The sequence below is a fragment of the Flavobacterium sedimenticola genome, from assembly GCF_030053345.1.
Classification (GTDB): domain Bacteria; phylum Bacteroidota; class Bacteroidia; order Flavobacteriales; family Flavobacteriaceae; genus Flavobacterium; species Flavobacterium sedimenticola.
On the sequence record NZ_JASGBP010000001.1, the window covers coordinates 477492 to 503680 of the forward strand.

Annotated in this window: 22 protein-coding genes; 7 read left to right on the plus strand and 15 right to left on the minus strand. The window is 41.0% G+C overall.

Annotated elements, in window-relative coordinates; genetic code table 11:
• Positions 1–44: 44 nt before the first annotated feature.
• The 3 genes from feoB to QHT84_RS02125 form a co-directional block, all read right to left on the minus strand.
• On the minus strand, positions 45–2147 hold the full coding sequence (gene feoB, locus QHT84_RS02115) for a ferrous iron transport protein B (RefSeq protein ID WP_283237889.1): 2103 nt from the start codon (positions 2145–2147) through the stop codon (positions 45–47).
• A 5-nt stretch (positions 2148–2152) separates the two neighbouring features.
• On the minus strand, positions 2153–2383 hold the full coding sequence (locus tag QHT84_RS02120; protein ID WP_283237890.1) for a FeoA family protein: 231 nt from the start codon (positions 2381–2383) through the stop codon (positions 2153–2155).
• Between the two features lie 65 nt (positions 2384–2448).
• Entirely contained in the window at positions 2449–3132 is a 684-nt protein-coding gene (locus QHT84_RS02125) for an SCO family protein (protein ID WP_283237891.1), read from the minus strand.
• A gap of 183 nt (positions 3133–3315) precedes the next feature.
• Between QHT84_RS02125 and QHT84_RS02130 the strand changes: the two genes are divergently transcribed.
• Positions 3316–5325, plus strand: coding sequence for a M13 family metallopeptidase (locus QHT84_RS02130; RefSeq protein ID WP_283238304.1), 2010 nt, complete (start codon positions 3316–3318; stop codon positions 5323–5325).
• Positions 5326–5490: 165 nt separating this feature from the next.
• Here QHT84_RS02130 and QHT84_RS02135 read toward each other — a convergent pair whose 3' ends face one another.
• The 3 genes from QHT84_RS02135 to QHT84_RS02145 all read right to left on the minus strand — a co-directional run bounded on the left by QHT84_RS02135 (position 5491) and on the right by QHT84_RS02145 (position 9108).
• On the minus strand, positions 5491–6294 hold the full coding sequence (locus tag QHT84_RS02135; RefSeq protein ID WP_283237892.1) for an SDR family oxidoreductase: 804 nt from the start codon (positions 6292–6294) through the stop codon (positions 5491–5493).
• Positions 6294–8681 (minus strand): M28 family peptidase, encoded by a 2388-nt coding sequence (locus tag QHT84_RS02140; RefSeq protein ID WP_283237893.1) that lies wholly within the window; start codon positions 8679–8681, stop codon positions 6294–6296. The genes QHT84_RS02135 and QHT84_RS02140 overlap by 1 nt, the downstream gene beginning before the upstream one ends.
• A 76-nt stretch (positions 8682–8757) precedes the next feature.
• Positions 8758–9108 (minus strand): hypothetical protein, encoded by a 351-nt coding sequence (locus tag QHT84_RS02145; protein WP_283237894.1) that lies wholly within the window; start codon positions 9106–9108, stop codon positions 8758–8760.
• A 204-nt stretch (positions 9109–9312) separates the two neighbouring features.
• Between QHT84_RS02145 and QHT84_RS02150 the strand changes: the two genes are divergently transcribed.
• Both QHT84_RS02150 and QHT84_RS02155 read left to right on the plus strand, forming a co-directional pair.
• Complete coding sequence (locus QHT84_RS02150) at positions 9313–9645, plus strand: single-stranded DNA-binding protein (RefSeq protein WP_283238305.1); 333 nt, start codon at positions 9313–9315, stop codon at positions 9643–9645.
• A gap of 198 nt (positions 9646–9843) precedes the next feature.
• Positions 9844–10272: a hypothetical protein gene (locus tag QHT84_RS02155; RefSeq protein WP_283237895.1), complete on the plus strand. Its 429-nt coding sequence runs from the start codon at positions 9844–9846 to the stop codon at positions 10270–10272.
• A 254-nt stretch (positions 10273–10526) separates the two neighbouring features.
• Here the strand turns inward: QHT84_RS02155 and QHT84_RS02165 are convergent, their stop codons facing one another.
• From QHT84_RS02165 to metG, 5 genes are read right to left on the minus strand one after another with little or no spacing between them, the layout of a single operon-like run.
• Positions 10527–11048, minus strand: a complete 522-nt coding sequence (locus tag QHT84_RS02165) for a ferritin (protein WP_283237897.1) — start codon at positions 11046–11048, stop codon at positions 10527–10529.
• Positions 11049–11076: 28 nt separating this feature from the next.
• Positions 11077–11700 (minus strand): chloramphenicol acetyltransferase, encoded by a 624-nt coding sequence (locus QHT84_RS02170; protein ID WP_283237898.1) that lies wholly within the window; start codon positions 11698–11700, stop codon positions 11077–11079.
• A gap of 1 nt (position 11701) precedes the next feature.
• Complete coding sequence (locus tag QHT84_RS02175; protein WP_283237899.1) at positions 11702–12391, minus strand: HAD family hydrolase; 690 nt, start codon at positions 12389–12391, stop codon at positions 11702–11704.
• A 3-nt stretch (positions 12392–12394) separates the two neighbouring features.
• Positions 12395–13828: a hypothetical protein gene (locus QHT84_RS02180; RefSeq protein ID WP_283237900.1), complete on the minus strand. Its 1434-nt coding sequence runs from the start codon at positions 13826–13828 to the stop codon at positions 12395–12397.
• A gap of 23 nt (positions 13829–13851) precedes the next feature.
• The gene (gene metG, locus QHT84_RS02185) at positions 13852–15912 is read right to left on the minus strand and encodes a methionine--tRNA ligase (protein ID WP_283237901.1); all 2061 of its coding nucleotides are present in this window, start codon (positions 15910–15912) and stop codon (positions 13852–13854) included.
• 168 nt (positions 15913–16080) lie between these two features.
• Between metG and QHT84_RS02190 the strand changes: the two genes are divergently transcribed.
• The 3 genes from QHT84_RS02190 (at position 16081) to QHT84_RS02200 (ending at position 19680) form a co-directional block, all read left to right on the plus strand.
• Positions 16081–16977: a S66 peptidase family protein gene (locus tag QHT84_RS02190; RefSeq protein ID WP_283237902.1), complete on the plus strand. Its 897-nt coding sequence runs from the start codon at positions 16081–16083 to the stop codon at positions 16975–16977.
• 79 nt (positions 16978–17056) lie between these two features.
• On the plus strand, positions 17057–17416 hold the full coding sequence (locus QHT84_RS02195) for a YraN family protein (protein ID WP_283237903.1): 360 nt from the start codon (positions 17057–17059) through the stop codon (positions 17414–17416).
• Positions 17417–17511: 95 nt separating this feature from the next.
• The gene (locus QHT84_RS02200) at positions 17512–19680 is read left to right on the plus strand and encodes a M12 family metallo-peptidase (protein WP_283237904.1); all 2169 of its coding nucleotides are present in this window, start codon (positions 17512–17514) and stop codon (positions 19678–19680) included.
• Between the two features lie 54 nt (positions 19681–19734).
• On the opposite strand, the gene mfd is transcribed toward QHT84_RS02200, so the two are convergent.
• Both mfd and QHT84_RS02210 read right to left on the minus strand, forming a co-directional pair.
• Positions 19735–23067, minus strand: a complete 3333-nt coding sequence (gene mfd / locus QHT84_RS02205; protein ID WP_407649230.1) for a transcription-repair coupling factor — start codon at positions 23065–23067, stop codon at positions 19735–19737.
• A gap of 36 nt (positions 23068–23103) precedes the next feature.
• Entirely contained in the window at positions 23104–23697 is a 594-nt protein-coding gene (locus QHT84_RS02210) for a hypothetical protein (protein ID WP_283237906.1), read from the minus strand.
• A gap of 155 nt (positions 23698–23852) precedes the next feature.
• On the opposite strand from QHT84_RS02210, the gene QHT84_RS02215 reads away from it, so the two are divergent.
• Positions 23853–24791 carry an L-threonine 3-dehydrogenase gene (locus tag QHT84_RS02215; protein ID WP_283237907.1) on the plus strand — a complete coding sequence of 313 codons (939 nt, stop codon included), beginning with the start codon at positions 23853–23855 and terminating at the stop codon, positions 24789–24791.
• 51 nt (positions 24792–24842) lie between these two features.
• Here the strand turns inward: QHT84_RS02215 and QHT84_RS02220 are convergent, their stop codons facing one another.
• Together QHT84_RS02220 and QHT84_RS02225 are read right to left on the minus strand one after the other, a co-directional pair.
• Positions 24843–25424: a globin family protein gene (locus tag QHT84_RS02220; RefSeq protein ID WP_283237908.1), complete on the minus strand. Its 582-nt coding sequence runs from the start codon at positions 25422–25424 to the stop codon at positions 24843–24845.
• A gap of 18 nt (positions 25425–25442) precedes the next feature.
• The gene (locus QHT84_RS02225) at positions 25443–25871 is read right to left on the minus strand and encodes a hypothetical protein (RefSeq protein ID WP_283237909.1); all 429 of its coding nucleotides are present in this window, start codon (positions 25869–25871) and stop codon (positions 25443–25445) included.
• Between the last annotated feature and the right edge of the window lie 318 nt (positions 25872–26189).

Sequence of the window (26189 nt, forward strand, 5' to 3'; positions counted from 1 at the left end):
ATAATAAAATTTTGAATTTATTTTGCAGCTCAAAAAAAAGGAATTTATTTTAGAAGTTGGTACGCCAGCAAAGCGGTCAGATACGCAAAACCACTCATAAAAATCAGTTGAACCAGTGGCCATTTCCAGCTGTTGGTTTCTTTTTTTACAATAGCCAGAGTACTAATACATTGCATGGCAAAGGCATAAAAGAGCAGTAGTGAAACTCCGGTAGCAAAGTTGAATACTTTTCGTCCATCGGCATGAACTTCGGCGGCCATTCGGTTTTTAATGGTTCTCTCCTCATCACCATGACTGCCGACGCTGTAAATGGTGGCTAGTGTTCCCACAAAAACTTCGCGTGCCGCAAAAGAGCTCACTACGGCAATACCTATTTTCCAATCGTAGCCCAAAGGACGAATCACCGGTTCAATCGATTTTCCGATAATTCCGATGTATGAGTTTTCGAGTTTGTGCGAGCTGATTTGGTCGTTCAGGTATTCTAAATCATCAAGACGGTTTTCGGCTTTGACTTTTTTGATGACCAAGCTTTCGGCATTGTCAAATCCTTTGGCCGGTCCGTGCGAACCTAAAAACCACAATATAACTGATAATGCTAAAATGATTTTTCCGGCGCCAAACACAAACGATTTTGTTTTTTCAACCACGTTAATGGCCACGTTTTTAAATAGCGGTAATTTGTAAGTAGGCATTTCCACTACAAAATACGATTTGGTTTTGAGCTTTAAATATTTGTTTAAGAGAAAAGCCGAAAAAATAGCCATACCGAAACCCAGCAAATACAAAATCATAAGGGTAACTCCTTGTAAACTGAAAACGCCGAGGATTCTTTTTTCGGGGATAATCAAAGCAATCAATATGGCATAGACCGGTAAACGCGCCGAGCAGGTAATAAATGGCGTCACCAGCATAGTAATCAGTCTTTCTTTCCAATTTTCAATATTTCGCGCACTCATAATGGCGGGAATGGCGCAGGCTGTTCCCGAGATTAAGGGAACAACACTTTTGCCGGACAAGCCGTAGCGGCGCATAATTTTATCCATCAAAAACACTACACGACTCATGTAACCGCTTTCTTCGAGTACCGAAATAAACAGAAAAAGAAAAGCAATTTGCGGTATAAAAATCACAATACCACCGATACCCGGGATGATTCCCTCGCTGAGCAGATTGGTAAATTCGCCGGCCGGCAAATGATTTTTGGTGTAATTGGCCAAGTTGGCAAAAGTGCTGTCGATGAATTCCATCGGCACACTCGACCAATCAAAAATCGATTGAAAAATCAACAATAAGATTCCGAAGAATATGGCGTACCCAAAAATTTTATGGGTTAAGATTTTGTCCAGTTTCGCCCGCAAATCGGTGGCGTTGGCGGTATCTATTTTTTGACCGATTTTGAGTGTATCGTTTATAAATTGATACCGCTTTATGGTTTCTTTTTGTTGCAATCGTTTCAACTCCGAATGCGATTTGGTAAATTCACTCGGAATTTCTTTTCGTTCCAAATTTAAGAAATACACATCTTGCGTAATCACCAACCAAAGTTTATACAACAATTGATTCGGGAACGCTTGTTGCAGTTTGTCGAAATACGCTCGATCGATGCTCGAGGCATTCAAACAAGGCTCGGTCGATAAATTTTTGTAGTCGACAATTGTATTTTTCAGCTCTTCAATACCAACGCCTTTTCGGGTACTCACCAAAACAATTTTGGTCTTCAGTTGTTCTTCCAGATACGGAATATCTAACGAAATTCCTTTGGCTTTCATACGATCGGTCATATTGATGACCAATATCGTCGGAATTTCTAAATCTTTGATTTGGGTAAAAAGCAAAAGATTTCGCTTCAAATTCTCAACATCCGTAACCACAACCGCTACATCGGGGAAGAGTTTGTCGTTTTTGTTCAACAACAATTCAATCACCACATTTTCGTCAATAGAACTGGCATTCAAACTATAGGTTCCCGGTAAATCTAAAATATTTGCTTTGAAATTATTGGGCAGTTTGCAAAACCCTAATTTTTTTTCAACCGTAATACCCGGATAATTTCCCACCTGTTGGTTGAGTCCGGTTAATTGGTTAAACACCGAAGTTTTTCCGGTATTTGGGTTTCCGATTAGCGCTACATTGATGTTTTGACTCATTTTCTCTAAAGGATTTCAACTTTAATCTCGTGAGCGCTTTCTTTTCGAATGGCCAAGAAGGAACCGTTGTTGACATTGAGGTAAATCGGATCGCCCAAAGGAGCAATATGGAGAATCTCCAAATCATTGCCGGGTAAGCATCCCATTTCCAAAAGCTTTAATGGGATTTTTTCCAAATCCACTTCGGTAATAACGGCTTTAGTTCCGATAGGTAATACGTCAACGGTTGTTATCAATGCTTATTTAGATTGAATTAAGATTACAAAAGTAGCGATAAAAAAAGAATATCCCGTGATAATTATCAGTTTAACTCATTTTTATCTTCTTCCAATAGCCAATTAATGTCATCAATGAGTTTTTGAATGTCTTCTTTTTTGGTGCCATCGTAAAAGCCGCGGACTCTTCTTTCGGCATCTACCAACACAAAGTTTTCGGTATGCACCATATCGTATAATTCTTCCGGCTTTCCGAGTTTAACAGCCAAGTACGATTTGCGAGCCATACTGTAAATGTCTTTTTTATCACCGGTTACCAAATTCCATTTCGAATCAATTACACCTTTTTTCAAAGCATATTTTTTCAATACCGGAACGCTGTCAATCTCCGGCGTAACGGTATGCGACAGCAGCATTACTTTCGGATTATTCAAAAAAGCCTTTTGCACATCAATCATGTTGGTGGTCATTATCGGGCAGATGGAGCCACAGGTGGTGAAGAAAAAGTCGGCCACATAAATTTTGCCTTCGTAATCTTTTTGGGTAATGGTTTTGCCGTTTTGATTGGTAAATGCAAAATCGGCTATAGTGTGGTATTTACTGACGTACTGCACAGTGCTGTCCACCAATTCGGGATTGACATCGGACGGATTGTAAATCGGTAACGATTTGCTCGGTTTTAAGGCGCTGTAAAATAAAGCTATGGTAATGATGGAAAAGAGCAGGAATGTGCCGAAGAAAATGCGATATTTTTGGATAAAATGCAGCATGCTTTTTTTTGACAAAAGTACAAAAGCAACGCCATGATTGGTAACATTTTGACCTTAATCAGTACTTATAATTTTGTTAAAAAATGATTTCTGCTATCGAAATCGATACATTTGTAATTACGAATACAAACGAAACAAATTACGCATATGAACTCTATTTCAAAATTTTGGGCCACAGCTTTTATGGCTGCAGTAATGCTTCCGGTTGCCGCTCAACAAAAAACACCGGGAATCGATTTGTCGTTAATGGACAAATCGGTCAGTCCGAAAGATGATTTTTTTACTTACGTGAACGGAACTTGGTTGAAAAACACCGAAATTCCGGCCGACAGAAATCGTTGGGGAAGTTTCGATGAATTGCGTCAGAGAACCGACATCGACGCTCTGGAAATTTTGAAAGATGCGGTAAATAATCCCTCTTTCAAATCCAATACCGACCAGGGAAAAGCCATCAATCTCTACAAATCCATTATGGATACAGTGGCTCGAAACAAACAAGGGATTAACCCTATAAAACCCTATTTGGCCAAAATTAATGCCGTAAAGAACATCAAAGATTTGCAAAAATTGTTAATCGAGATGGAACCGCTTGGCGGCATAGGATTTTTTGGAGTAGGCGTAGGAGCTGATGACAAAGACAGTAACAAAAACTCCATCACATTGGCCCCGGGTCGTTTAGGATTGCCCGACAGGGATTATTATGTTTCGGAAGATAAAGATTCTAAGGAAAAAAGAGAAAAATACCAAGCACATGTTGCTCGTATGTTGGCTTACATTGGTATTAAACCGGATCAAGCTAAGGCTGATGCGGCTAAAATTGTAGCGTTTGAAACCGCCATGTCAAAACCAAGATTAGACAGGGTAGAGCGCAGAGATGCCCGAAAACAATACAATCCGACTGCTGTAACCGATTTACAAAAAATGGTGCCGGCGATTGATTGGAAAGGCTATTTAGGCGGTGTCGGCTTTCCGAACAGTGATACCATTATTGTTTCACAACCGCGTTACATGGCCGAATTGCAAGCACTTTTAGCGAAGAACAATGTAGAAGATTGGAAAGCCTATATGCGATGGGCCTTGTTAAATCGTGCTGCCGGCATGTTGTCTACTGAAATCGGAGCGGCTAATTTTGACTTTTACGGGAAAACCTTAACCGGCGCTATCAAACAAAGAGCTTTGGAAGAGCGAGCACTGCAAACCGTAAATGGTAGTGTTGGAGAAGCATTAGGTAAATTATATGTAGCCAAAATGTTCCCGGCCGAAGCCAAAGAAAAAGCCCGTAAAATGATCAAAAACGTGATGCGTGCCTACGAAATCCGAATTACCAATCTCGATTGGATGTCGGCCGAAACCAAGCAAAAAGCCATTCAAAAACTCAACAGTTTGACTATTAAAATCGGGTATCCCGACCAATGGAAAGATTATTCCGAATTGGCTATTGTAAGTCCGTCCGAAGGCGGCAATTATTTTGATAACATGATGAATGTTTCCCGTTGGAATCATGCCAAAAGTATCAAGAAAATAGGAAAACCGGTTGATAAAACCGAATGGGGAATGTCGCCGCAAACGGTGAACGCCTATTACAATCCGTCGTACAACGAGATTGTGTTCCCGGCTGCCATTTTACAACCGCCGTTTTACAACTATCAAGCGGATGAAGCCGTGAATTATGGTGGTATCGGAGCGGTTATCGGTCACGAAATTTCCCATGGGTTTGACGACGAAGGTTCGCGATACAACGCCGAAGGGAATTTAGTAGATTGGTGGACGGCCGACGATTTAACCAAATTTACGGCTTTGGGTATGGCTTTGGCCGATCAATATTCGGCTTTAGAACCACTACCGGGAATTCGGGTTGACGGGAAATTTACTTTAGGAGAAAACATCGGTGATTTAGGGGGTATCAATGCAGCATATGATGGTTTACAGTTGTATTTGAAGGAAAACGGCAATCCGGGTTTAATTGACGGATTTACACCGGAACAACGGTTGTTCATTTCCTGGGCTACCATTTGGCGAAGCAAAATGCGCGACGAAGCCATTAAAAACCAAGTTAAAACCGATCCGCATTCCCCGGGAATGTACCGTGCGTATGTACCGTTGATGAATTTGGATACGTTTCACAAAGCCTTTGACATCAAGCCGGGAGACGGAATGTACACCGCGCCCGATAAGCGAGTGAAAATTTGGTAATCACCACATCAATAAAAACCTCAAGTTATGCTTGAGGTTTTTTTATGCTTTTCCAAAAAATTCTAATTAAATGAAGGTTCCCTCTTTTTGGAATCAACAAAATAGATTTAAAAGGGAAGCGACTAAAATCAATACAAACAATAGAACCCATAATATTAATGGTTCTCATAACCTTTGATATTGAAACTCGTAATCCAATAAACGGATGATTTTGTCGCTCGAAATGGTTTTGCCAACCGACCTTTTGGTGTCATCAAATTGCGGGATCGGCAAATTCAAGGTTTGCGCTTTTTGGGTGTAATAGTCTTTTCGCGTTGGGTGAAACGGCGCTGCGGCATTGAATGTTTCGCCAAACTTTCCTTGCGCTATAATTTCGCGAATAATACCGATACAATCCGATTGATGAATCAGGTTGATGGGCGCCAAAGGATTTTCCAGTTGTTGCTTTCCGGCTAAAAAATAAACCGGATGCCTGTCGGATCCGATTAGACCACCAAAACGAATTAGAGTGGTCGTAAAATGCGCATTGTTTTTTAACAGCGTTTCGGCCGCTACAAGTTGCTTTCCGTTTTCGGTATCGGGTATCGGCGGTGTGGCTTCGGTTATGACCGAATTGTCATCGGCATACACCGAGGTTGAACTGATAAAGAGCACATTTTTCAGGCTCGATTGCTCCACATTGGGCAATACTGTTTTTATCTTTTGAATAAAACTATCGGGTACCGCATTTTTTAGTTTGGGCGGAATGGCAATAATCAGTAGAGAAGAGGCATTCAAAAAATCCTCAATATCGCCAACAATCTTGGTTTCTTCTATCTCTAAAGTATAGGCTTCTATTCCGTGGGAGACCAAAGCCGGTATTTTGGAAGCTGTCGTCACAGAACCTTTCACCCGAAACCCTTCCTTCACTAATGCTTTTGCCAAGGGAAGTCCCAACCAACCGCAACCTAAAATACTGATTTGTTTCATTAGCGTATACTGTCTTTGGCCACCGCTACACTGTCGGATACTGTGCTGCCGTACGGTCGGACAAGTTGGTTGTTGTTTTGCGGCAGTATAGGTGACGCTTTTATTTTTTGACGAATGATTACGGCGTCGTTCAGTACAAAAGGCATTGGCATCATCCAATTTTTTCTGGGGGTCATGGCAAACCACGGATTACGGAGTAAATCGAAGGAACTTTCTACCAAAGACAGATTTAGTTTTTGGGTTTTCGGAATCGAAAAATCGAGCTCCAAAGGTTCATTGTTCACTACGTAATACGTCACCAATTTTCCCGAAGATTTCCCCGATATAGCGCTGTTGATATCAATCGATTTTACGCCGTTGGCTTTGAGATTATGAATTTGATTGTCTTTGTTAAAGATATCGTATCGATTTACGTTTCGATTCGGTGTTATCCGAATCTTGTACATCCGTTGATTGCCTTTTACCGTATCCCGAATAAAGGTAATGGTAGGTCTCGGGATGTTTTTCAACGGCGCTTCTTTCATAAAAGTGAATTGTGAACCGTATTTGCTGTAGAGCGTATTGGTATTCAGCGCTTTTCCGTTTTTGGGTTTTTCTCCCAAATAGCCTTTGGTCCATTCATCCAAATTAACATCGTACGTCGCCCAATGCGCTTGGTTAACATCGCTATCCAAAACATACACTAAACTGTTGGGTTTGGCTTTGCCGTATGCGTAACCTGAATTTTGATGCGCTTTGATACACCATCCGACAGCCAACAAAAAGAAGAACCCGGCCCAAAGCGGTTTTCGTTGGAACGAACCGAAAACGGGTAGTAATAAACCAAATGCCAAAACCGTCACGATGGCGCTAACAAACATAATTTTTAAACCCAATCCTACGGGAAACATTTGGATAAACGGTGCCACAATAACTAAAGTTGGAATAGCCAACAACACATTAATGAACCAATACGATTTTTGGGTTAGGACATAAATGCCCAACATTAGTGTGCCGGACAGCACCGGAATAATTAAAAAACCGGCACCCTTCAATTTAAAAAAGATAACGAGATTAAGGATTAACCAAAGAAACAATGGCGCTACCGCCTGATTCATTTCGGGGTTTCGTTTGCCGTTATTAGGATAAAACAAAAAGCAAACGGCCATTGACAAACTAATGAAAGCATAAATATAATCGTGACCGTTATAGGTAAAGCCCTGAAGAATGTCTTGGTATTCAGGATAAAAGTTCACGAATAATTTCCAGCCGGCATAGGTAAGTAATCCGGCTACAATAAGAGCACCAAGCAGCGGCACAAACCCTTTGATGATTTCATCCATGCGCAATACTTGCTTGCCTAAACCCACAAAAACGAACAACAAGAGCAGGGCGAAAGCCACGATGAACATAGGTAAAATCCAATCAAACGGGTAACTCACTAATGAAAACGGGATATTGAAATATACTTTGTCGGTAGTCGCATTCAACTTCGACAAATCGGCGTTAGCAAAATGATTCAACAAGGGCAACAAATAGGTGCCTTGATGCGCCAAGGTTTTTGGGTCTAAATGTTCCCATCGGTCTTGCGAGGTGTGGTAATTAAAATGACTGTCGATGAAGGCAAAATTAAAACCCTGAATTTGTCCATGTTCTCTAAAAACAGTTAAGTCGGTATCGTTGGGCAGCATTTTGTAAATGCTGTACAGTAGCGAATTGGATACCGGATACGGTACATTTCCGTTGCTGAAAGCCTGAACCATTTCGGCATTGCCTTTATTGGTTTCCATAAGCATGTAACTCGGGCCTGAGGAACCTCGGGCTTCAAAATTGAGTGCCAACCCTACATTTTTAGCCCATTGGTGTTGGGTGACAAACAGGGCAGCACCGTTGAGACCTAATTCTTCCGCATCACTAAAAAGGATGATAATGTCGTTTTTGTGCGGGGTTTTGTTGTGTAAAAAAGCGCGAACACTTTCCAAGATAGTGGCTACGCCCGAAGCATCATCACTGGCGCCATGGGAAACCGAATGCGGTGCACTGTCGTAATGGGATAGCAATAACAATGCTTTACCGCTGGTACTTCCTTTTATTTTGGCCAGTATGTTTTTGGACTTGACCAATGTGCCTTTTTCGGTCATGGTAAAGCCTTCCTGAACAGAAGGTTGCAGTCCCAGGGTTTGCAGTTCTTTTTGGAGGTAGGACGCTACGTTTTCGTGATAAGCAGCACCCACAAAATGAGGTTTAACCGTCATGCTTTTAACCGTTTGTAAGGCTCTTTGGGTAGAGAATTCGGATAGCGGTGCTTCGGTCTGATCATAGTTTTGCGGCATCATGAAGTAGAAAATGCCGCTGAGTATACCCGCTAACAACAAAAAGCTAATCAGTGATGGTGGGTTGTTTTTCATTATGGGACAGTTGTTTGTTTGGCCTCTGAAGCATCAAGTGAATGAGTTGTTTCAGACTTATGATAGGGTAAATGTACTAAATATCTTTTTTGACCAAGACATAAAAATCATTATCGATGGGCATGTAACCCTGATCGTAAATAAAAAAGTAGGTGTTTCCGGTTTTGGTCGTTCGGATATTGGTGATATACTCAAAGTCGAAGCCTTTACTTAATAGTTTAAATCGAGAAGCTTTTGATTTCCCATCGGTATTCAATGCGGTTAATATGCGATAGTTTTTTCGCAACTTATTATGCGTATTGCGCATGTAATTATTGCAGTCTTTATTGATTTTGTTGTTGTAGGTGTTACGACAACTGTCACCACAAAACTTTTTGTCTTCTCTACCTACAAGTTTTTCACCACATTCTAAACATTTTCTGTCCATAATACTCTTGTTTAAATTTATAAAATGTGCTTAAAATCTTATGTATTTAATCAAATGTACGAAAATATTTCTATTTGTAAACGGTTACAATTATTTATAGTCGAAAGTAAATGGTAAGAAACCGATTATTTTTTTGAAAGCTTTTCATCTTTGCCATGTCAGACTCGCCAATGAATCTGAAAAAGTAATTAGTAACATTTAAATATAAACGCCATGAGAAACAGAGTACAGTTGATTGGACATTTAGGACAAGATCCTGAAGTTAAAACTTTAGAAGGAGGAAGAAAGGTAGCTAATTTTACCCTTGCCACCAATGATTATTACACCAATGACAAAGGCGAGAAAATTGAGAATACCGAATGGCACAAAGTAGTGGCTTGGGGTAAAACCGCAGAGATTATCGAGAAGTACGTTAACAAAGGCAAAGAAGTAGCTGTTGACGGAAAATTAACGCACAGAAGTTATGATGACAAAGACGGAGCCAAGCGCTATGTTACCGAAGTGGTGGTGAATGATATTTTGTTGTTAGGGAAATAGCCATCACCAGCACATGACATGAACGGTAAAGTGGGAACTTTACCGTTTTTTATTTTCAATACTTTAAAAAATTAACGTAAAAACAATAAAGTTGTCAACACGAAAACGTTTTCGATGGTGATTTGAAAATGGTGCTGTAACAAACATTCGATTATTTGACTACATTTATTTTATAAAATAGGTCAAAATCAACTTGTTATGTCAAAATTAAAATTACTCCTAATTTGGATGGTGCTCTCTGGCGGAGTCCATTTTGGTTTGGCGCAAGTTGGCATTAACACTACAACGCCTTTAAGTACTTTAGACATTAATGGTAATGTATCGCTAAAAACAGTGACGCTCACCGGAAGTGGTTCGGCAACACTGATTAATGACGGGGTATACATTTCCATTGCTCCGCAAGCTACCGACCAAGAGTTTAGGTTACCGAATGCCGTGACATATCCGGGAAGAATTTATATTATCAGAAACATTCAAAATACAGTTACGGCCAAGCTGACCTCGGCCGGCGGATTGCTCTTTCCGAAAGGCTCTACTACCGGCAGTACCGAAATTTACATGTGGGAAAATAACAGACGTAGTGTTATTGTGGTGAGTGACGGCTCCAATTGGACCTACTTCGACTAAATAAAAAGCCTTCTACGATTGAAGGCTTTTTATCTTTTTGAGTTTTTTCAACAAGTCGAACATGGGGCATCTTTTGCATCTTTTCTCCTCCGACTTTTTGTATTTTTCACAGCATTCCGATTTGCAATTTTCGGCAATTTTGTGCGTTTTGTGCAGGAGTTTTTTGTGCTTTTTCTCCAAGTCGGCTACTTTATTTTTTTCTTTCTTTCCCAATCTTACCACATTTAATAATAGAAGATACGAAACACGGTTCCTTACGGATTTGTGTTTAATGACACCGAGCTGGTTACGGTTAATTGTTGAATATCGCGGTCAAACAAATACAAACCACCGCGGTCTTCACCAATCAAATTGATTTTGTCTAAGATGGTTTTGGCTTGTGCTTCTTCTTCTATTTGCTCAGCCACATACCATTGTAAAAAGTTGTGCGTAGCATAATCTTTTTCGGCCAAAGTAATATGTACCAATTCGTTAATGGAGTTGGATACAAACAATTCGTGTTGATACAATTCCTCAAACATTTCTTTAAAAGTACCAAACTTGGTTTTAGGTGCTTTGAGTTCGGTAATTTCGGCATGCGAACCTCTTTCGTTCACATATTTCACCAATTTCAGCATGTGCATACGCTCTTCATCAGATTGGTTGTACATAAACTGGGCAACACCTTCTAAACCGTTTACTTCGGCCCAACAAGCCATAGACAAGTAAATTTGTGAGGACTCTGATTCGATGCGAATTTGGTGGTTGAGTGCTTTCTCAATATTAGCTTTTAACATATTTTTCTTTTTTCGTAAAGTTAGAAAATTATTCGTTCATCAATTCTTCAAATAACGTTAAAAATTGACCCACATGATAGCCGTCGACTAAAGCATGATGTACGTGAACCGATAGGGCCATCGTTTTACGATGGTTTTCTTCAATCATTTTGCCAAAGGAAATTTTCGGACAACTATCGGGAAAACTAAAACTACGGGCATGAGAATACGAGGTAAAATCAATCCACGGCACGGCAGAGAAATGAATCAAATTAATGTCGAATTCTCGAGTTAAAAGTCCGCTTGTATTTTGAATGCGTTCAATTTCTTTTCGGGTAATTTCAGCAAATTCGGTGAAGTCTTTGCGGTATTCCATCAACGAAAAACCAAACGTTTTATCTTCGCGTAAAATGGTAGCCGAGGCATCAATACGATCAAAAACATACACTTCGTCATCGATAATTCGATAACGGAAATTCTCAATCGAATTAACAGCAACCAGGGTTTTGTGCAAATAATTGGTAAAAAAGGAAACACCGGTTGCTTTGGCATTGGCATACGCTTTAGTACAGTCGACACGGGTGGTAATACCAAAAAAAGGTTCTTCCATTTGCTTAAAAAAATGAAAGTGTTCTTTTCGGTTCCAGGTATCGAGATGGAGTTTTTGTTTCACGTTAGGCTAATAAAATAGGTAACACTTCGGTGATTTTTTCTAATGCTTTAAAGTTGGGATGTTCTACTTTGTGACTTATTTTTTCGTGTTCCCAGGTCGTGTGAAACGGAATGTGAACGGCATGACCGCCTATGTTTAACACCGGTAACACGTCTGATTTTAAAGAGTTGCCAATCATAAAAAACTCATCAGCATTAATGTCCAAACGCTTTAGCAAGTCTTCGTAATCTTTCTCTTTTTTATCCGACATCACTTCGATATGGTGAAAATAATGGCCTAAACCTGAGTTGTGCAATTTTCTTCGCTGGTCTAACAAATCGCCTTTGGTAGCGACCACTAATTTGTATTGTCCGTGCAAAGCGGCCAACGTTTCTTCCACTCCGTCTAACAGTTCAATGGGTTTTTGGAGTAATTCTTTCCCGTATTGCGTAATCTTTTCAATCACTTCCACCGAAATGGTGTGATTGGAAATTCGCATGGCGGCTTCAATCATGGATAAGATGTAGCCTTTAATACCATAGCCGTACAACTCCAAGTTGGCGATTTCGGTTTTAAACAATTCCTGCGACAATCCTTGGTGCGATAAGTAATCACTCATCAAGGCACAGAATTTTTGTTCGGTTTCCTGAAAGTAGGGTTCGTTGACAAACAAGGTGTCATCGGCATCAAAGGCAATTACTTTTAGATTCATAGTTTAATCTTCAAATTGATAGAAAGAATACTCTTGAGTTGTTTTATTGTAACCGCTTAAATACAGTTTGTTGTTAAACTTGAAAATCGACCGATTGATTAGTTTATCGTTTTCTTCGGCAAACCATCGCAGCTTGTCAAAAGCCAATTTTTTTCCTTCACCGTCAATATGATTGAAATTTTGGTCAAAAAGACAGTTGATGTAAACCACTTTTTTGTCGTTATAAGAAGTCAAGTTTTGCATCGAATAGTTATGTGAAATAGCCGCTCCGATTAAAGCACCGGATAACCCGCCAATCATTCCTCCATACATTATGGCATTTTGCTGCGGATAAGAAACACCACCTATGACTACATTGTACTTCCCATCATTGAAATACGAAGAAACAGAAGGATTAAGAGTGTAAATTTTTCTGATCAGCTGATTGGTGTTGTCCAATATTCGGGTGCTTTTGATACCTCCATTCTCCTGAATAATTTCTGAATTTTTGAATTCGATTTCTTTACCCGTATAAGCTGATAGTTTTTTTAATTCGGTTCCGTCCATTCCTTTTACAGTGATGTAAAGCAAACTGGGATCCGACTTAATTTGAATGAGTTTATTGTTCACAAAAAAGGAATTCGAATCAATTTCATCGTATTCTCCTTTTGGAATGTGAGGTTGGGGAAATGCTTTTTGAACAGCCGTAAAATCATTTAAATTTACAGTCAGTGTTTGTGTAAAATCCTCATTGGTATCAAAGGTGAAAATGATACGGTTTTCATAAATGAATGCTTTCTTTTTATAGGTGCTGAAGACCAAAGAAGCCGGCGTTTCGTCTAAAATATTTTTAATGCCGTTGTAATATACGGTTCCGCTGAACTCATTATACATTTCCCAAAAAGTCACTCGTTTGGTTTTACTGTCAACAAATCGATAGTCGGTACAATCAATCGTTTTTTTATTCATTTTTCCTTCCGAAAAACTATATAAGTTCAAGAGACTAGTTCCTTTTAAAGCCGTAATAATGTAAAAGGTATTTTGAATGGTTATTTTATTGATAATTTTTTCTTTACCGTAATCCATAGCAATAGGGGTGTTTTTGACTTGTTTAGTCTCAAAATCGTAACACTGTGCCATGATTTGCTGGTCGCTGGACGTAGTCCAATACAAATAGTATCGTAGTCCGTTAAAACTACAGCCAATAAGGTCATCCACGTCTTTGTTGGAATAGGTTGCCGTGACGGCATCCTTAGCCTGCAAACTTTCATCAAAAAGTTGTGCTGTAGTTGAGGTTTTATCGCTAAAGAACAACACTACTTTTTTCTCGGGCTCATTAACCACCGTAAACACATCTTTTTTTTCTTTTACGGTAGGGGTAAATGAAGTTGCTTTTTCTTGGGCAACAGCATGGACAAAACTTATCAGGACGCTGAGAAGCAGCACTGTTTTTTTCATATCAAAACATTTATAAATTTAAACTAACTGATGAGCGCTCCATTTTCCACACCATCTGCATCCGGATTGACAAACACCAATTTCCCTTCGGCATTGTTGGTCATCAAAATCATCCCTTGACTTTCTACGCCGCGTAAGGCTCTCGGGGCTAAGTTTACCAAAACGGTTACGCGTTTCCCGATTACTTCTTCGGGGGAGAAATGCTCGGCGATACCCGAAACTATGGTGCGTACATCCATTCCTGTATCGACCTTTAATACCAACAATTTGTTGGCTTTCGGCATTTTTTCGGCTTCTAAAATGGTTCCGACGCGCAAATCCAATTTCGAGAAATCTTCAAAAGTAGTGGTCGGTTTTTGAGGCTCCGGTTTTCGGTTCTCCATAGCATTGGCGTTTTTAGTGGCTTCGAGTTTGTCTATTTGTTGCTGAATTTCGGCATCTTCAATTTGGGCAAATAAGATTTCTGCTTCTCCGATTTGGTGACCGGCCGGAATCAAATCGGAAGTTTCCGAAACGCTGTTCCAATTGAGGTTGCAACGTAAAATCCGTGCTAATTTCGACGAGGTAAAAGGCAAAAACGGTTCGGATAATACTTGTAAGGCCGCTGCAATCTGCAGGGCTACATACATTTGTGTTTGCACGCGCTCCGGATTTGTCTTAATCATTTTCCACGGTTCTTCATCCGCTAAATATTTATTGCCTAAACGAGCCACATTCATCAATTCGCCCTGCGCTTCACGGAAACGGTAGCGCTCCACAGAACTGGAAATCACCGAAGGATAGGCTTTTAATTCAGCCAAAGTGTGTTCGTCTATTTCCGTCAAGTCATTCGGTGTTGGTACAATACCGTTGTAATATTTGTTTGTCAAAACCACGACACGGTTGATAAAGTTCCCGAATATGGCCGCCAATTCATTATTGTTTCTGGCCTGAAAATCTTTCCAGGTAAAGTCGTTGTCTTTGGTTTCGGGTGCATTCGCGGTCAACGCATAGCGCAACACATCTTGTTTGTCCGGGAAGTCGATGAGGTACTCGTGCAACCAAACCGCCCAGTTTTTGGATGTAGAGAGCTTATTGCCTTCCAAATTCAAGAACTCATTCGCCGGAACATTATCAGGTAAAATATAACTGCCTTCGGCTTTTAACATCGCCGGGAAAATAATACAGTGGAACACGATGTTGTCTTTTCCGATAAAGTGAACCAGTTTCGTGTCGGGGGATTTCCAATAATCCTCCCAGTTTTTGCCCACACGAGCCGCCCATTCTTTGGTAGAAGAAATATAGCCGATAGGCGCATCAAACCAAACGTATAATTTTTTGCCTTCGGCGCCGGCTACCGGAACGTCGATACCCCAGTCTAAATCACGGGTTACGGCGCGTGGTTTCAATCCGTCGCCGTCTTCCAACCACGATTTGACTTGCCCCAAAACATTGGTTTTCCAATCGTTTTTATGACCTACCAAGATCCATTCTTTCATAAAATTCTGGTAACGGTCTAAAGGCAAAAACCAGTGTTTGGTCGATTTTAAAATGGGCGTTTCTCCGGTGATAGTCGATTTTGGGTTGATTAAGTCGGTCGCATTTAACGAGGAACCGCATTTTTCACATTGGTCGCCATAGGCTTCTTCGTTACCGCATTTTGGGCAGGTTCCGGTCACGAAACGGTCGGCCAAAAACTGCTCGGCTTTGGCATCGTATAATTGTTCGGTAACTTCCTCAATGAAGTCGCCGTTGTCGTATAATTTTTTAAAGAATTCCGAAGCGGTATCGTGATGAATTTTAGCCGAAGTGCGCGAATAATTGTCAAACGAAATCCCGAAATCTTCGAATGATTTTCGAATGATACCGTCGTATTTATCGATGACCTCCTGTGGCGTGATGCCTTCTTTTTTAGCTTTCATCGAGATGGCCACACCGTGCTCATCACTCCCGCAAATGAACGCCACATCTTTTCCTTGCAGTCTCAGATAGCGGGCATAAATGTCTGACGGAACGTAAACACCGGCCAAGTGACCGATGTGTATAGGACCATTGGTATACGGCAAGGCTGCCGTAATGGTATATCGTTTTGGATTTTCTAGCATAAACTTTAAAATAGACTGCAAAAATAACTTTTTAGCTACGAAATCCCGAATTAATTTTGGGATTTGTTTACTTTTGGGATAGCCAATTTACAATCATTTTTCAGATTCATGCGAATCCTTTTTATCTTAGTTTCATTCCTAACATTTTCTTCTTATTCCCAAAAAAAGATGATTACACCTCCTTATCTCCAAAAAGGCGACACCGTTGCCATCGTTTCCACGGCACGAAAAAACATAGAGGACAATTTGAAACCCACTATCGATTTGCTCGAGGGATGGGGATTGAATGTTAAAATCGGAAATACAATAGGACTGGATTATTATCAGTTGGCCGGTACCGATGACCAACGAGCGGCAGATTTTCAGGAGCAAATGGACAACCCGAATATCAAGGCTATTTGGTGTGTACGTGGCGGTTATGGTACGGTAAAAATCATTGATAAATTGGATTTTACCCAATTCAAACAAAACCCCAAATGGATTATCGGGTTTAGCGATGTAACCGTTTTGCACAGCCATTTGAACCGAATGGGTATCGAATCGATTCACGGCACGATGCCGGTGGCTATTCCGAGAGCTACGGATGATGCTAAGAATTCGTTGTGCGCCGCGTTATTCGGGGATAAACTGCAGTATACTTTAGATTGCGATGCCTTAAATCACAACGGCACAGCCAAAGGCGAACTAGTCGGCGGTAATTTGTCTATTTTGTACAGTTTGTTGGGCTCCGAATCGGCTATTGATTGTACCGATAAAATTCTTTTTTTGGAAGATTTAGACGAATACCTGTACCATGTTGATCGCATGATGATGAATCTCAAACGGAACGGCTGTTTGGGTAGTTTGAAAGGAATCATTGTGGGCGGCATGACCGAGATGAAAGACAATGAAATTCCGTGGGGAAGAAATGCCTTAGAAATTATTGAAGATACGGTAAAAGGATTGAATATCCCTATTATTTATAACTTTCCGGCGGGTCATATCCGAGACAATCGCGCTTTAATTTTCGGGCGACAAGTTACGATGGAAGTAACCCCTGAAAAAAGCAAAGTGATTTTTGAATAGACCTCTCAGACTATTCAGAAAGTTAGTTTTTAAATAAAATCTAAGAAGCCTGACTTTCTGAAATCTAACACGCTAAAAAATGGCAAAACACAACGAATTAGGCAAATTCGGCGAAGAACTAGCGGTAGATTTTCTGCAGCAAAACGGCTATACCATTTTGGAAACCAACTGGACTTTCCAAAAAGCGGAAATCGACATCATGGCACAAAAAGAAAATGTATTAGTGGTTGTTGAGGTAAAAACGCGATCTTCTACCGAATTTGGTTTGCCTCAAGATTTTGTCACCCCCAAAAAAATCCAATTGTTGGTTAAAGCCGTACATGAATATGTTATTTCTAACAATTTAGATTTGGATATTCGCTTTGACATCATAGCTGTTTACAAAGAAGAAAATCACTATAAAACAGAGCATATTCAAGACGCATTTTACTATTTTTAGATGAAACAAATCTTAAAATAGTTGATATTAGGTAATTATTAATTGAATTTCAATAACTTTAGCCACAATTTTAAAAAACAACAATTCTAAACAACATGAAAAAAGTATTACTTTTTGCTGTTTTATTATCGGTAGCTTCTTTGGGCGCTCAGAATAAAATAGCGCAAAGAATCGGAGAACTACAAAAATTGAGAGCCGATTTTAAACCGGTTTCTATTCTTTCTACCACACAAAATGCCCCGGATAGCGAAGTGAATAAAGTGGTTGACGGTGCGACTTTAGCTACCTTGGATATGGCAAGAGTCAATGAAATTGTAGCCAACCAATACAGCACTATTGAATTAACCATTCCGTACCAAGGACAAAATTATGCGTTGCTTTTGTACAAAGTAAATCCATTAGCGGAAGGATTCCATGTGGATACCGACAAAGGCAAAAACTACCCGTATCAAGCCGGAGTTTACTATCGTGGAATCATAAACGGCGACACCAATTCGGTTACTTCGTTTAACTTTTTCAACGGTGAATGTAACGGTATTTTCTCCAGCTCAGCACTAGGAAACATCGTAGTCGGAAAGTTAGACAAATCCAACAATCAAACCGATTATATTGTCTATTCCGATGCTAAGATGAAAGTATTGAATCAGTTTGATTGTCATACCAAAGAAGAAGGTGTCGAAATGCCGAGTTCTAACCCTACGCAAAGAAGTGTCAACAGTGACCGTTGTGTACAATTTTATTTTGAAATCGATAACGATTTGTATACCAGCAACTCCAGCAGTGAGACGGCCACCACCAATTGGATGACTTCTGTATTCAACAATGTGCAAACGTTGTTTGAAAACGACGGGATTTCTACTTCCTTGAAATCAGTATTTATTTGGACAGAGCAAGATCCATACGATGGGGTAGGAACCAGTTCCAGTGCATACTTGAATTTATTTGCGCAAACGCGTACCGTTTTTGATGGTGATATCGGCCAATTAGTAGGTATTGATCCCGGAGGATTGGGCGGAGTAGCCTTTTTGAACACGCTTTGCTCCACCAACAATTACAGCTATTCTGATGTAAACTTGTCTTTTTCTACGGTACCAACCTATTCTTGGACGGTTCAGGTAATAACCCACGAATTAGGACACTCATTAGGGTCGCCTCATACCCACCGTTGCTTTTGGAATGGCGATAATACCGTGATTGACGGTTGTGGACAACAAGCCGGTTATACAGAAGGAACTTGTGCTCAAGGCCCTATTCCTGCCGCTGCCGAGAAAGGGACAATCATGAGTTACTGTCACTTAATTTCAGGAGTTGGGATTAGTTTTAACAACGGCTTCGGCCCTCAACCGGGTGAATTGGTGTTAAACAACGTCAACAGTAAAACCTGTTTAAGTTTAGATTGTACTACATCGTGTACGAATACCGTAACCGATATTATGGTGACCAACATCACCGAAAACACAGCAGCTATATCATGGACAGAAACAGGTTCGACAACTTCTTGGCAGGTTTCCGTAGCGCCTTATGCCAGTACAGCATTAACCTGGGTTACGGTTTCTGAACCTAACTACATCGCCGCCGGATTAAGTGCCAATACCTATTACAGAGTAAGAGTCAGACCATTGTGTGAAAATGTAGATCCGTTAGTGAGACAAACTATCTTTGCCACTCCGGCCAGTAACTTGTGTGGCTTTACCTTTACCGATGCTGCCGGTCCCTCTGCGAACTACTCCAACAACGAATCTTGGATAAGAACTTTGATGCCAACCGGAAACGGATTGAAAATCAGAGTAACTTTTACCAGCTTCCGATTGGAAACGGATTACGATTACTTGTATATCTACAACGGGCCCAATGAATATTTCCAGGATTTAACCTTAGGAGGTTTAACCGGAACAGCACTTCCTAGTCCGTTTAACTCCACACACGCCAGTGGTGCGTTGACCTTTAAATTCTATTCAGACCAAGGAGTAGTCGATCAAGGTTGGGTAGCCAACATTACCTGTACCGGAACGTTAGGAACCGATGAAAACAATTATTTGGATTACAGCTATTATCCGAATCCAACTAATGGAGTGGTAACCATCAGCTCTAAAGACATGATTAATGAAGTGACCGTGTACAATGTTCAAGGACAGTTATTGTTCACTAAAAAGATGAATGAGCTAACGACCAACGTCGACATATCGGCCTTTGCCACCGGAACTTATTTCTTTAAGTTGAAAATTAACGACAGCCAAGCCAACTTTAAGATATTGAAAATGTAATTTTCGCAATCGATGCCCATAAAAAAACCACTCATTCAGAGTGGTTTTTTTAATTTATGCGGTCATTAATTCCATGTATTCCAAAGCCTTGTTGATGGATTTGACGTTTTCAAAGGTCAGCAACAAACGCAAACCGTTTTTGGTTTCTTTCTCTTTCATTTTACAGATATTGCCATGTTGTTGTACAAATCGCAACACCTTGCTGAACTGCTTGGAATTGTAATACTCCGATTGTTGGTCGGATACAAAATACCCAATCAATTTTCCCTGTTTCATTACGATTTTCTCGATGCCCATATGGGTGGCAATCCATTTGATCCGAATACTGTTTAATAAAGCTTTGGCTGCTGTAGGCAACGGGCCGAAACGGTCGATGAGTTTGGTTTCAAAAACGTGCAGTTCTTCCTCCGTTTTAAGGTTGCCCAATTCGTTGTACAAATTCAAACGCTCCGAAATATTGTTGATGTACGCATCAGGAAACAACAACTCGAAGTCGGTGTCAATTTGTAATTCTTTGACGTATTCCTTAGTATCAATGTCGTTTTCGGACTCGTACAATTCCTTGAATTCATTCTCTTTCAACTCTTCAATGGCTTCGTTCATGATTTTTTGGTAGGTTTCGAAACCAATTTCATTGATGAACCCACTTTGCTCGCCACCCAGAAGATCTCCGGCGCCGCGTATCTCCAAATCTTTCATCGCAATGTTAAAACCACTGCCCAACTCGCTGAACTGCTCTAAAGCTTGAATACGCTTGCGGGCATCTTCGGTCATGGCGGAATACGGCGGACAAATAAAATAACAAAACGCTTTTTTATTGCTTCGACCCACGCGACCGCGCATCTGATGCAGGTCGGATAGCCCGAAATTATTGGCATTGTTGATGAAAATGGTGTTAGCATTCGGCACATCCAACCCGCTCTCGATAATGGTAGTGGCGACCAAAACATCAAAATCACCGTTCATAAAACCGAGCATTAATTCTTCTAACTTCGTGCCTTCCATTTGACCGTGACCGATACCCACGCGCGCATCAGGCACCAATCGCTGAATCATACCTGCTATTTCTTTGATGTTTTCGATGCGGTTGTTGATGAAAAACACTTGTCCGTTGCGCTGGATTTCATACGAAATGGCATCGCGAATCAATTCTTCATTAAAGCCTACCACCTGCGATTCGATAGGGTAGCGATTGGGCGGCGGCGTAGTAATCACCGATAAATCACGAGCCGCCATTAACGAAAATTGCAGCGTTCTCGGGATAGGCGTGGCCGTTAAGGTCAACGTATCTACGTTGGCCGCGATGGTTTTGAGTTTGTCTTTTACATTCACGCCGAACTTTTGCTCCTCGTCTACAATCAACAACCCCAAATCTTTGAATTGGACGTTTTTATTCACCAATTGGTGTGTTCCGATGATGATGTCGAGTTTGCCCGAAGCCAAATCTTCTAAGGTTTGCGCTTTTTGTTTGGCCGTGCGGAATCGGTTGAGGTAACCCACTTTCACCGGCATATCTTTCAAACGTTCGGAGAATGTACGGTAATGTTGGTAGGCTAAAATAGTGGTTGGCACCAAAACGGCGACTTGCTTGCTGTTGTCCACGGCTTTAAACGCCGCTCGAATGGCGACTTCCGTTTTCCCGAAACCTACGTCACCACAAACCAATCGGTCCATCGGACGGTCTTTTTCCATGTCGGCTTTTACGTCCTGCGTGGCTTTGAGTTGGTCGGGCGTGTCTTCGTAAATAAATGAGCTCTCCAATTCTTTTTGCAAATAACTGTCGGGTGCAAAGGCAAATCCCTTTTCCAAGCGGCGTTTGGCATACAACTGAATTAAGTTGAACGCGATATGTTTAACACGCGCTTTGGTCTTTTGCTTTAAGGCTTTCCATGCGTTGGAACCGAGCTTGTATATTTTGGGCGGGGTACCGTCTTTGCCGTTGTATTTTGAAATTTTGTGGAGCGAGTGAATGCTTACGTACACAATATCGTTGTCGGCATACACCAGCTTGATGGCTTCTTGTGTTTTACCCTCGACCTGAATTTTTTGTAAACCGCCAAACTTTCCGATACCGTGATCGATGTGCGTGACGTAATCGCCGACGGTTAGGGAGTTGAGTTCTTTTAGCGTAATGGTTTGCTTTTTCGAATAGCCGTTTTTAATGCTGAATTTGTGGTAGCGTTCAAAAATTTGATGGTCGGTGTAGCAGGCAATTTGGGTTTCTTCGTCAATGAACCCCTGGTACAGTGAAGCTACTACGGTATGGTATTGCTTGCGAATATTTTCGTGATTCTCCTCATCTAAACTTTCAAAAATATCGTGAAAACGATTGGCTTGTGCTTCATTGGCACAGTACAAATAATTGGTGTAGCCGTGGAAATGGTTGTCGCTCAAATTGTTCAGCAACAAATCGAATTGTTTGTTGAACGAAGGCTGTGGCTGAATGTGAAATTCGTACGTTTTGACTATTTTAAACAGCGGTTTATTCGACAATTCGATGATGGAAAAATCCAAGGCTTTGCGCAAAAATCCTTCCTGATTTAAAAACAAATGTTCCGGCGAAGCGTGTTTCACGTCTCCCGAAAGCTTATCAAAGGTCTCAATGGCTTTCCCGAAAAGTTTATCGAGTTGTGCGGTCAAAAATTCGGTATTTTCAATCCACAACACGGTTTTGTCGCTGATGTATTCGAGGAAACTTTCCCGGTTTTCTTTGATGAATTTGTTTTCCAGATTCGGAATGATGGTAATCTTGTTTTGTTTTTCTACCGAGAGTTGGGTTTCTACATCAAAGGTTCGGATGCTGTCCACTTCATTGCCGAAAAACTCAATGCGATACGGGTTGTCATTCGAAAATGAAAACACATCTAAAATACCGCCACGCACCGAAAATTCACCCGGTTCGGTAATAAAATCCACACGTTTGAATTCGTATTCAAACAACACTTCGTTGATGAAATCAATCGATACGTTGTCGCCCACCGCTACTTTCAAGGTGTTTTTGTCGAGTTCTTTTCGGGTGACAACTTTTTCAAAAAGGGCTTCGGGATAGGTAACAATAACGGCCGGTTTTTTACGCGAGTTGATGCGGTTCAACACTTCGGAACGCAACAATACATTGGCATTGTCGGTTTCTTCAATTTGATACGGGCGGCGGTACGAGCTTGGGTAAAACAACACATCGTTGGCGCCAATCATTTGCTCTAAATCGTTTAAATAATACGCTGCTTCTTCTTTTTCGTTGCAAATAAGTAAAAAAGGTTTTTCACTGTGTTTGAAAACCGATTGAAACACAAACGACAACGAGGAACCCAAAAGGCCTTTTAACTGTATTTTAGTCAAAGGCTGTTCGAGGCTGTCTGCAATTTGCTTGACTTTCGTGGAATGCAGGTAACTTTGGTATAACGAATTTTGACTCAAAACGAATTATTGACGCGGTTGTACAACAGGGGTCGTCGGAATGGCTCGGGTTGTGTCTAACATGCGAAGCATATCCGATTCGCCTTCTTCCATTTTAATTTGTCTTTTACGGGTGATTTCCTCGAGTTGAAATTGCAAAGAAGCCACTTCAGTATTGATTTCCTGTATCAGTTTCACAATCTCTTTATCGGGAACTTGCTGCAAATTGATATACAAATTAATCGCATTAATTTTGGTGTTTACCGCAGCAATCCGACTTTTAATTTCCGGTAAATTAAATTCGGCAGGTACCGAATTATTCAATTCTTCCCCTCTTTTTGAAAGTGCTTTCGCTTTAATTTTAAAGGCACCCAGACTGCTTTTGGGTTTTTGCCCTAATTCGTTTAAAAACATACGCCATTCTGCCCAAGAACCCGTTAACGAACTCGAGGTAAGATTCATCGGTTTGGCGTTAAAATTCCAACCGTTGCTAATGGTTTTAAAAACCGCTTCCTGTTTTTGAGCTTCTTTTTGCTGCTCTAATAGACGTTGCTTTGGGTCTTCCTGACAGGAAACCCAACTCAAAGCCACCAAAAGCAGGACGGGGAAAAGCGTTTTCATGTATTGATGAGGATTAAGTTACAAAAGTACAAAGGTAAAAGGAAACTTCAGTATGCTGCGGCTAAACGAATTATAATTTTGTTAAAAAAAGAAGCTATTCGTTTCCTCGAATTAGCGATGGGAAAAGTATCTTTGTGGTATAAACAAACAACTAAATGAATACAAAAATCTTGATTATTGGCGCTTGCGGACAAATCGGAACGGAGCTGACCAAAAAACTGAGAAGCATCTACGGCTTGGAAAACGTGATTGCGTCGGATATTCGCAAACTCAATATTGATATTGTTAATGAAGGTATTTTTGAAGTAGTCAATGCCCTCGATTTCAACCAAATCGAACATCTGGTAGAACACTACAAAATCACCGACATTTATTTGATGGCCGCTTTGCTTTCGGCCACGGCCGAAAAAAACCCGGCTTTTGCCTGGGATTTGAACATGAATTCGTTGTTTCACGTGTTGAATTTGGCGAAAGCCGGAAAAGTGAAAAAGATATTTTGGCCTTCGAGTATTGCGGTTTTCGGACCTACAACGCCTCGGATTAATACGCCGCAATTTACCATTATGGAGCCGACAACGGTTTACGGCATCAGCAAGCAAACCGGCGAGCGTTGGTGCGAGTATTATCATAACATTTACGGCGTTGATGTGCGTAGTATACGCTATCCGGGCTTGATTAGTTGGTCTACGGAACCCGGCGGCGGCACTACCGATTATGCCGTGGATATTTACCACAAAGCGTTGAAAGAGGGAACATATGAATGTTTCCTTTCGGAAGGTACGGCGCTGCCGATGATGTATATGGACGATGCCATTCGTGCTACGGTAGAAATTATGCAGGCTCCCGCCGAAAACATCAAGATACGGTCTTCTTATAATTTGGCCGGTGTGAGTTTCACGCCCAAGGAAATTGCCGCGGAAATTAAAAACCACATTCCCGAGTTCACCATTACCTACAAACCCGATTTTCGTCAAAAAATTGCCGACAGCTGGCCGGCTTCCATAGACGACAGTTGTGCACAGCGTGATTGGCACTGGCAACATCAGTTTGATTTGGCTTCGATGACTGTGGAAATGCTCGAAAATTTAAAATAAAAAAACGCTACTCTTTCGGGTAGCGTTTTTCGTAGTTTTTCGTAGTGGTATTTATTGCACAATGGGATCGCGTAACGATTCTAAAACCGCTACAATATCGGCATACAATTCGGTATTGGCAGCTACTCCGTTTTGCTGAGCCGCCGCACCCACGTAGCCTACGAATTTAGTGTAATTCGCATCGGTAGAAGTGGTTCCCATTCTCGGATTCAACGACGGATTGTGCGCCGTAACCATATCCAAACCGGTGTACGTGTTTACCGCATTGGTTCCGCCGGTATTAAACGAGAAGAAATCGGTTAGATTGTCTACCAAAATAGCCAAGTTAGTGGTGTTTCCGGCACCCACTTCGCCTAAAATCGGCGCAAAATGCGCCCCTAAATTACCCGAGGCATTGGCTTGTACATCGGCTACAATTAGACCTACTGTGGTGTTTACCACTTTGCGATAGCTCAAACGCCCTTGCTCAATCATTTGACCGGGATTGTCCGGATCGGCTACCATCGTGGTGCCGCCTAATCGTTCGTAAATAGAAGGAGTGGGAGCGGGTGAATCATCATCACTGCTGCATCCTGTAAAAGCGATGGCTCCGAGCGCTAAGGCCAATAGGCCCCAATTTGAAAACTTTTTCATAACGTTATATTTAGAGGATTAATTAAAAATTCCTTGGATAAACTTGCTGAATTTGTATTTGAAGCTGTCTTTTTTCATCACCGGACAAGCTTGCTGCATGGCTATATTGGCCGGAAGTACAAAACGTTCGGCTTTGTAGTTTCCTTTAGTCATTAGTTCGTCGTATACTTTTTTAGAATCGGCTACCGTGTTGTCATGGAAATAGACGACTACATTTTTCTTGACAATGATTTCACTTTTTACGCCCGGAATGCGGTGTAATTTTTGCTTGATATCAATGGTGCCGAGCGAGTCAAACGGGCGATCAAAGTCGATGCGGCTCACTTGTATCGTTGCATTTTCAATAGGACGGGCATTGGCAATGTGATAGACTAAAATGCCAAACAGGAGTAGGGTAATAGCTAAAATACTCCAAACTATTTTTTTAAGAATGTTTTTGCGGTTCATGGTCTGTTGTTTTCGCGTTTGGAGTCATGTACGAAAGAAGTTCCGATTTGGTTTTCTGAGCGCACAAAAAATGGAAAAGCGCCACTGAAATCAGTAGCGCTCTTCTCTCAAACAAAAACAAAACTAACCTTTAGGATGTAGCCGTAATTCGTTTTTCCGCAGTGGGAAGTTAGGGAGCAAACAGGGCAAAATACCAAACCGAAAGCACCAAAGCCACAATCACAATTACCGTGATGGCTTGATAGAGTACGTTAATTTTTTTATTGATATCCATAATCCGTAAATTGGGGTTCTTTACCCAATTACGAGAAAAGCGCG

Excerpts from the sequence above, each read along its gene's own strand:
- feoB (WP_283237889.1), bottom strand. The coding sequence starts at position 2,147 with ATGAGTCAAAACATCAATGTAGCGCTAATCGGAAACCCAAATACCGGA.
- QHT84_RS02125 (WP_283237891.1), bottom strand. The coding sequence starts at position 3,132 with ATGCTGCATTTTATCCAAAAATATCGCATTTTCTTCGGCACATTCCTG.
- QHT84_RS02130 (WP_283238304.1), top strand. The coding sequence starts at position 3,316 with ATGGCTGCAGTAATGCTTCCGGTTGCCGCTCAACAAAAAACACCGGGA.
- QHT84_RS02135 (WP_283237892.1), bottom strand. The coding sequence starts at position 6,294 with ATGAAACAAATCAGTATTTTAGGTTGCGGTTGGTTGGGACTTCCCTTG.
- QHT84_RS02140 (WP_283237893.1), bottom strand. The coding sequence starts at position 8,681 with ATGAAAAACAACCCACCATCACTGATTAGCTTTTTGTTGTTAGCGGGT.
- QHT84_RS02145 (WP_283237894.1), bottom strand. The coding sequence starts at position 9,108 with ATGGACAGAAAATGTTTAGAATGTGGTGAAAAACTTGTAGGTAGAGAA.
- QHT84_RS02155 (WP_283237895.1), top strand. The coding sequence starts at position 9,844 with ATGTCAAAATTAAAATTACTCCTAATTTGGATGGTGCTCTCTGGCGGA.
- QHT84_RS02165 (WP_283237897.1), bottom strand. The coding sequence starts at position 11,048 with ATGTTAAAAGCTAATATTGAGAAAGCACTCAACCACCAAATTCGCATC.
- QHT84_RS02175 (WP_283237899.1), bottom strand. The coding sequence starts at position 12,391 with ATGAATCTAAAAGTAATTGCCTTTGATGCCGATGACACCTTGTTTGTC.
- QHT84_RS02180 (WP_283237900.1), bottom strand. The coding sequence starts at position 13,828 with ATGAAAAAAACAGTGCTGCTTCTCAGCGTCCTGATAAGTTTTGTCCAT.
- metG (WP_283237901.1), bottom strand. The coding sequence starts at position 15,912 with ATGCTAGAAAATCCAAAACGATATACCATTACGGCAGCCTTGCCGTAT.
- QHT84_RS02190 (WP_283237902.1), top strand. The coding sequence starts at position 16,081 with ATGATTACACCTCCTTATCTCCAAAAAGGCGACACCGTTGCCATCGTT.
- QHT84_RS02195 (WP_283237903.1), top strand. The coding sequence starts at position 17,057 with ATGGCAAAACACAACGAATTAGGCAAATTCGGCGAAGAACTAGCGGTA.
- QHT84_RS02200 (WP_283237904.1), top strand. The coding sequence starts at position 17,512 with ATGAAAAAAGTATTACTTTTTGCTGTTTTATTATCGGTAGCTTCTTTG.
- QHT84_RS02210 (WP_283237906.1), bottom strand. The coding sequence starts at position 23,697 with ATGAAAACGCTTTTCCCCGTCCTGCTTTTGGTGGCTTTGAGTTGGGTT.
- QHT84_RS02215 (WP_283237907.1), top strand. The coding sequence starts at position 23,853 with ATGAATACAAAAATCTTGATTATTGGCGCTTGCGGACAAATCGGAACG.
- QHT84_RS02220 (WP_283237908.1), bottom strand. The coding sequence starts at position 25,424 with ATGAAAAAGTTTTCAAATTGGGGCCTATTGGCCTTAGCGCTCGGAGCC.
- QHT84_RS02225 (WP_283237909.1), bottom strand. The coding sequence starts at position 25,871 with ATGAACCGCAAAAACATTCTTAAAAAAATAGTTTGGAGTATTTTAGCT.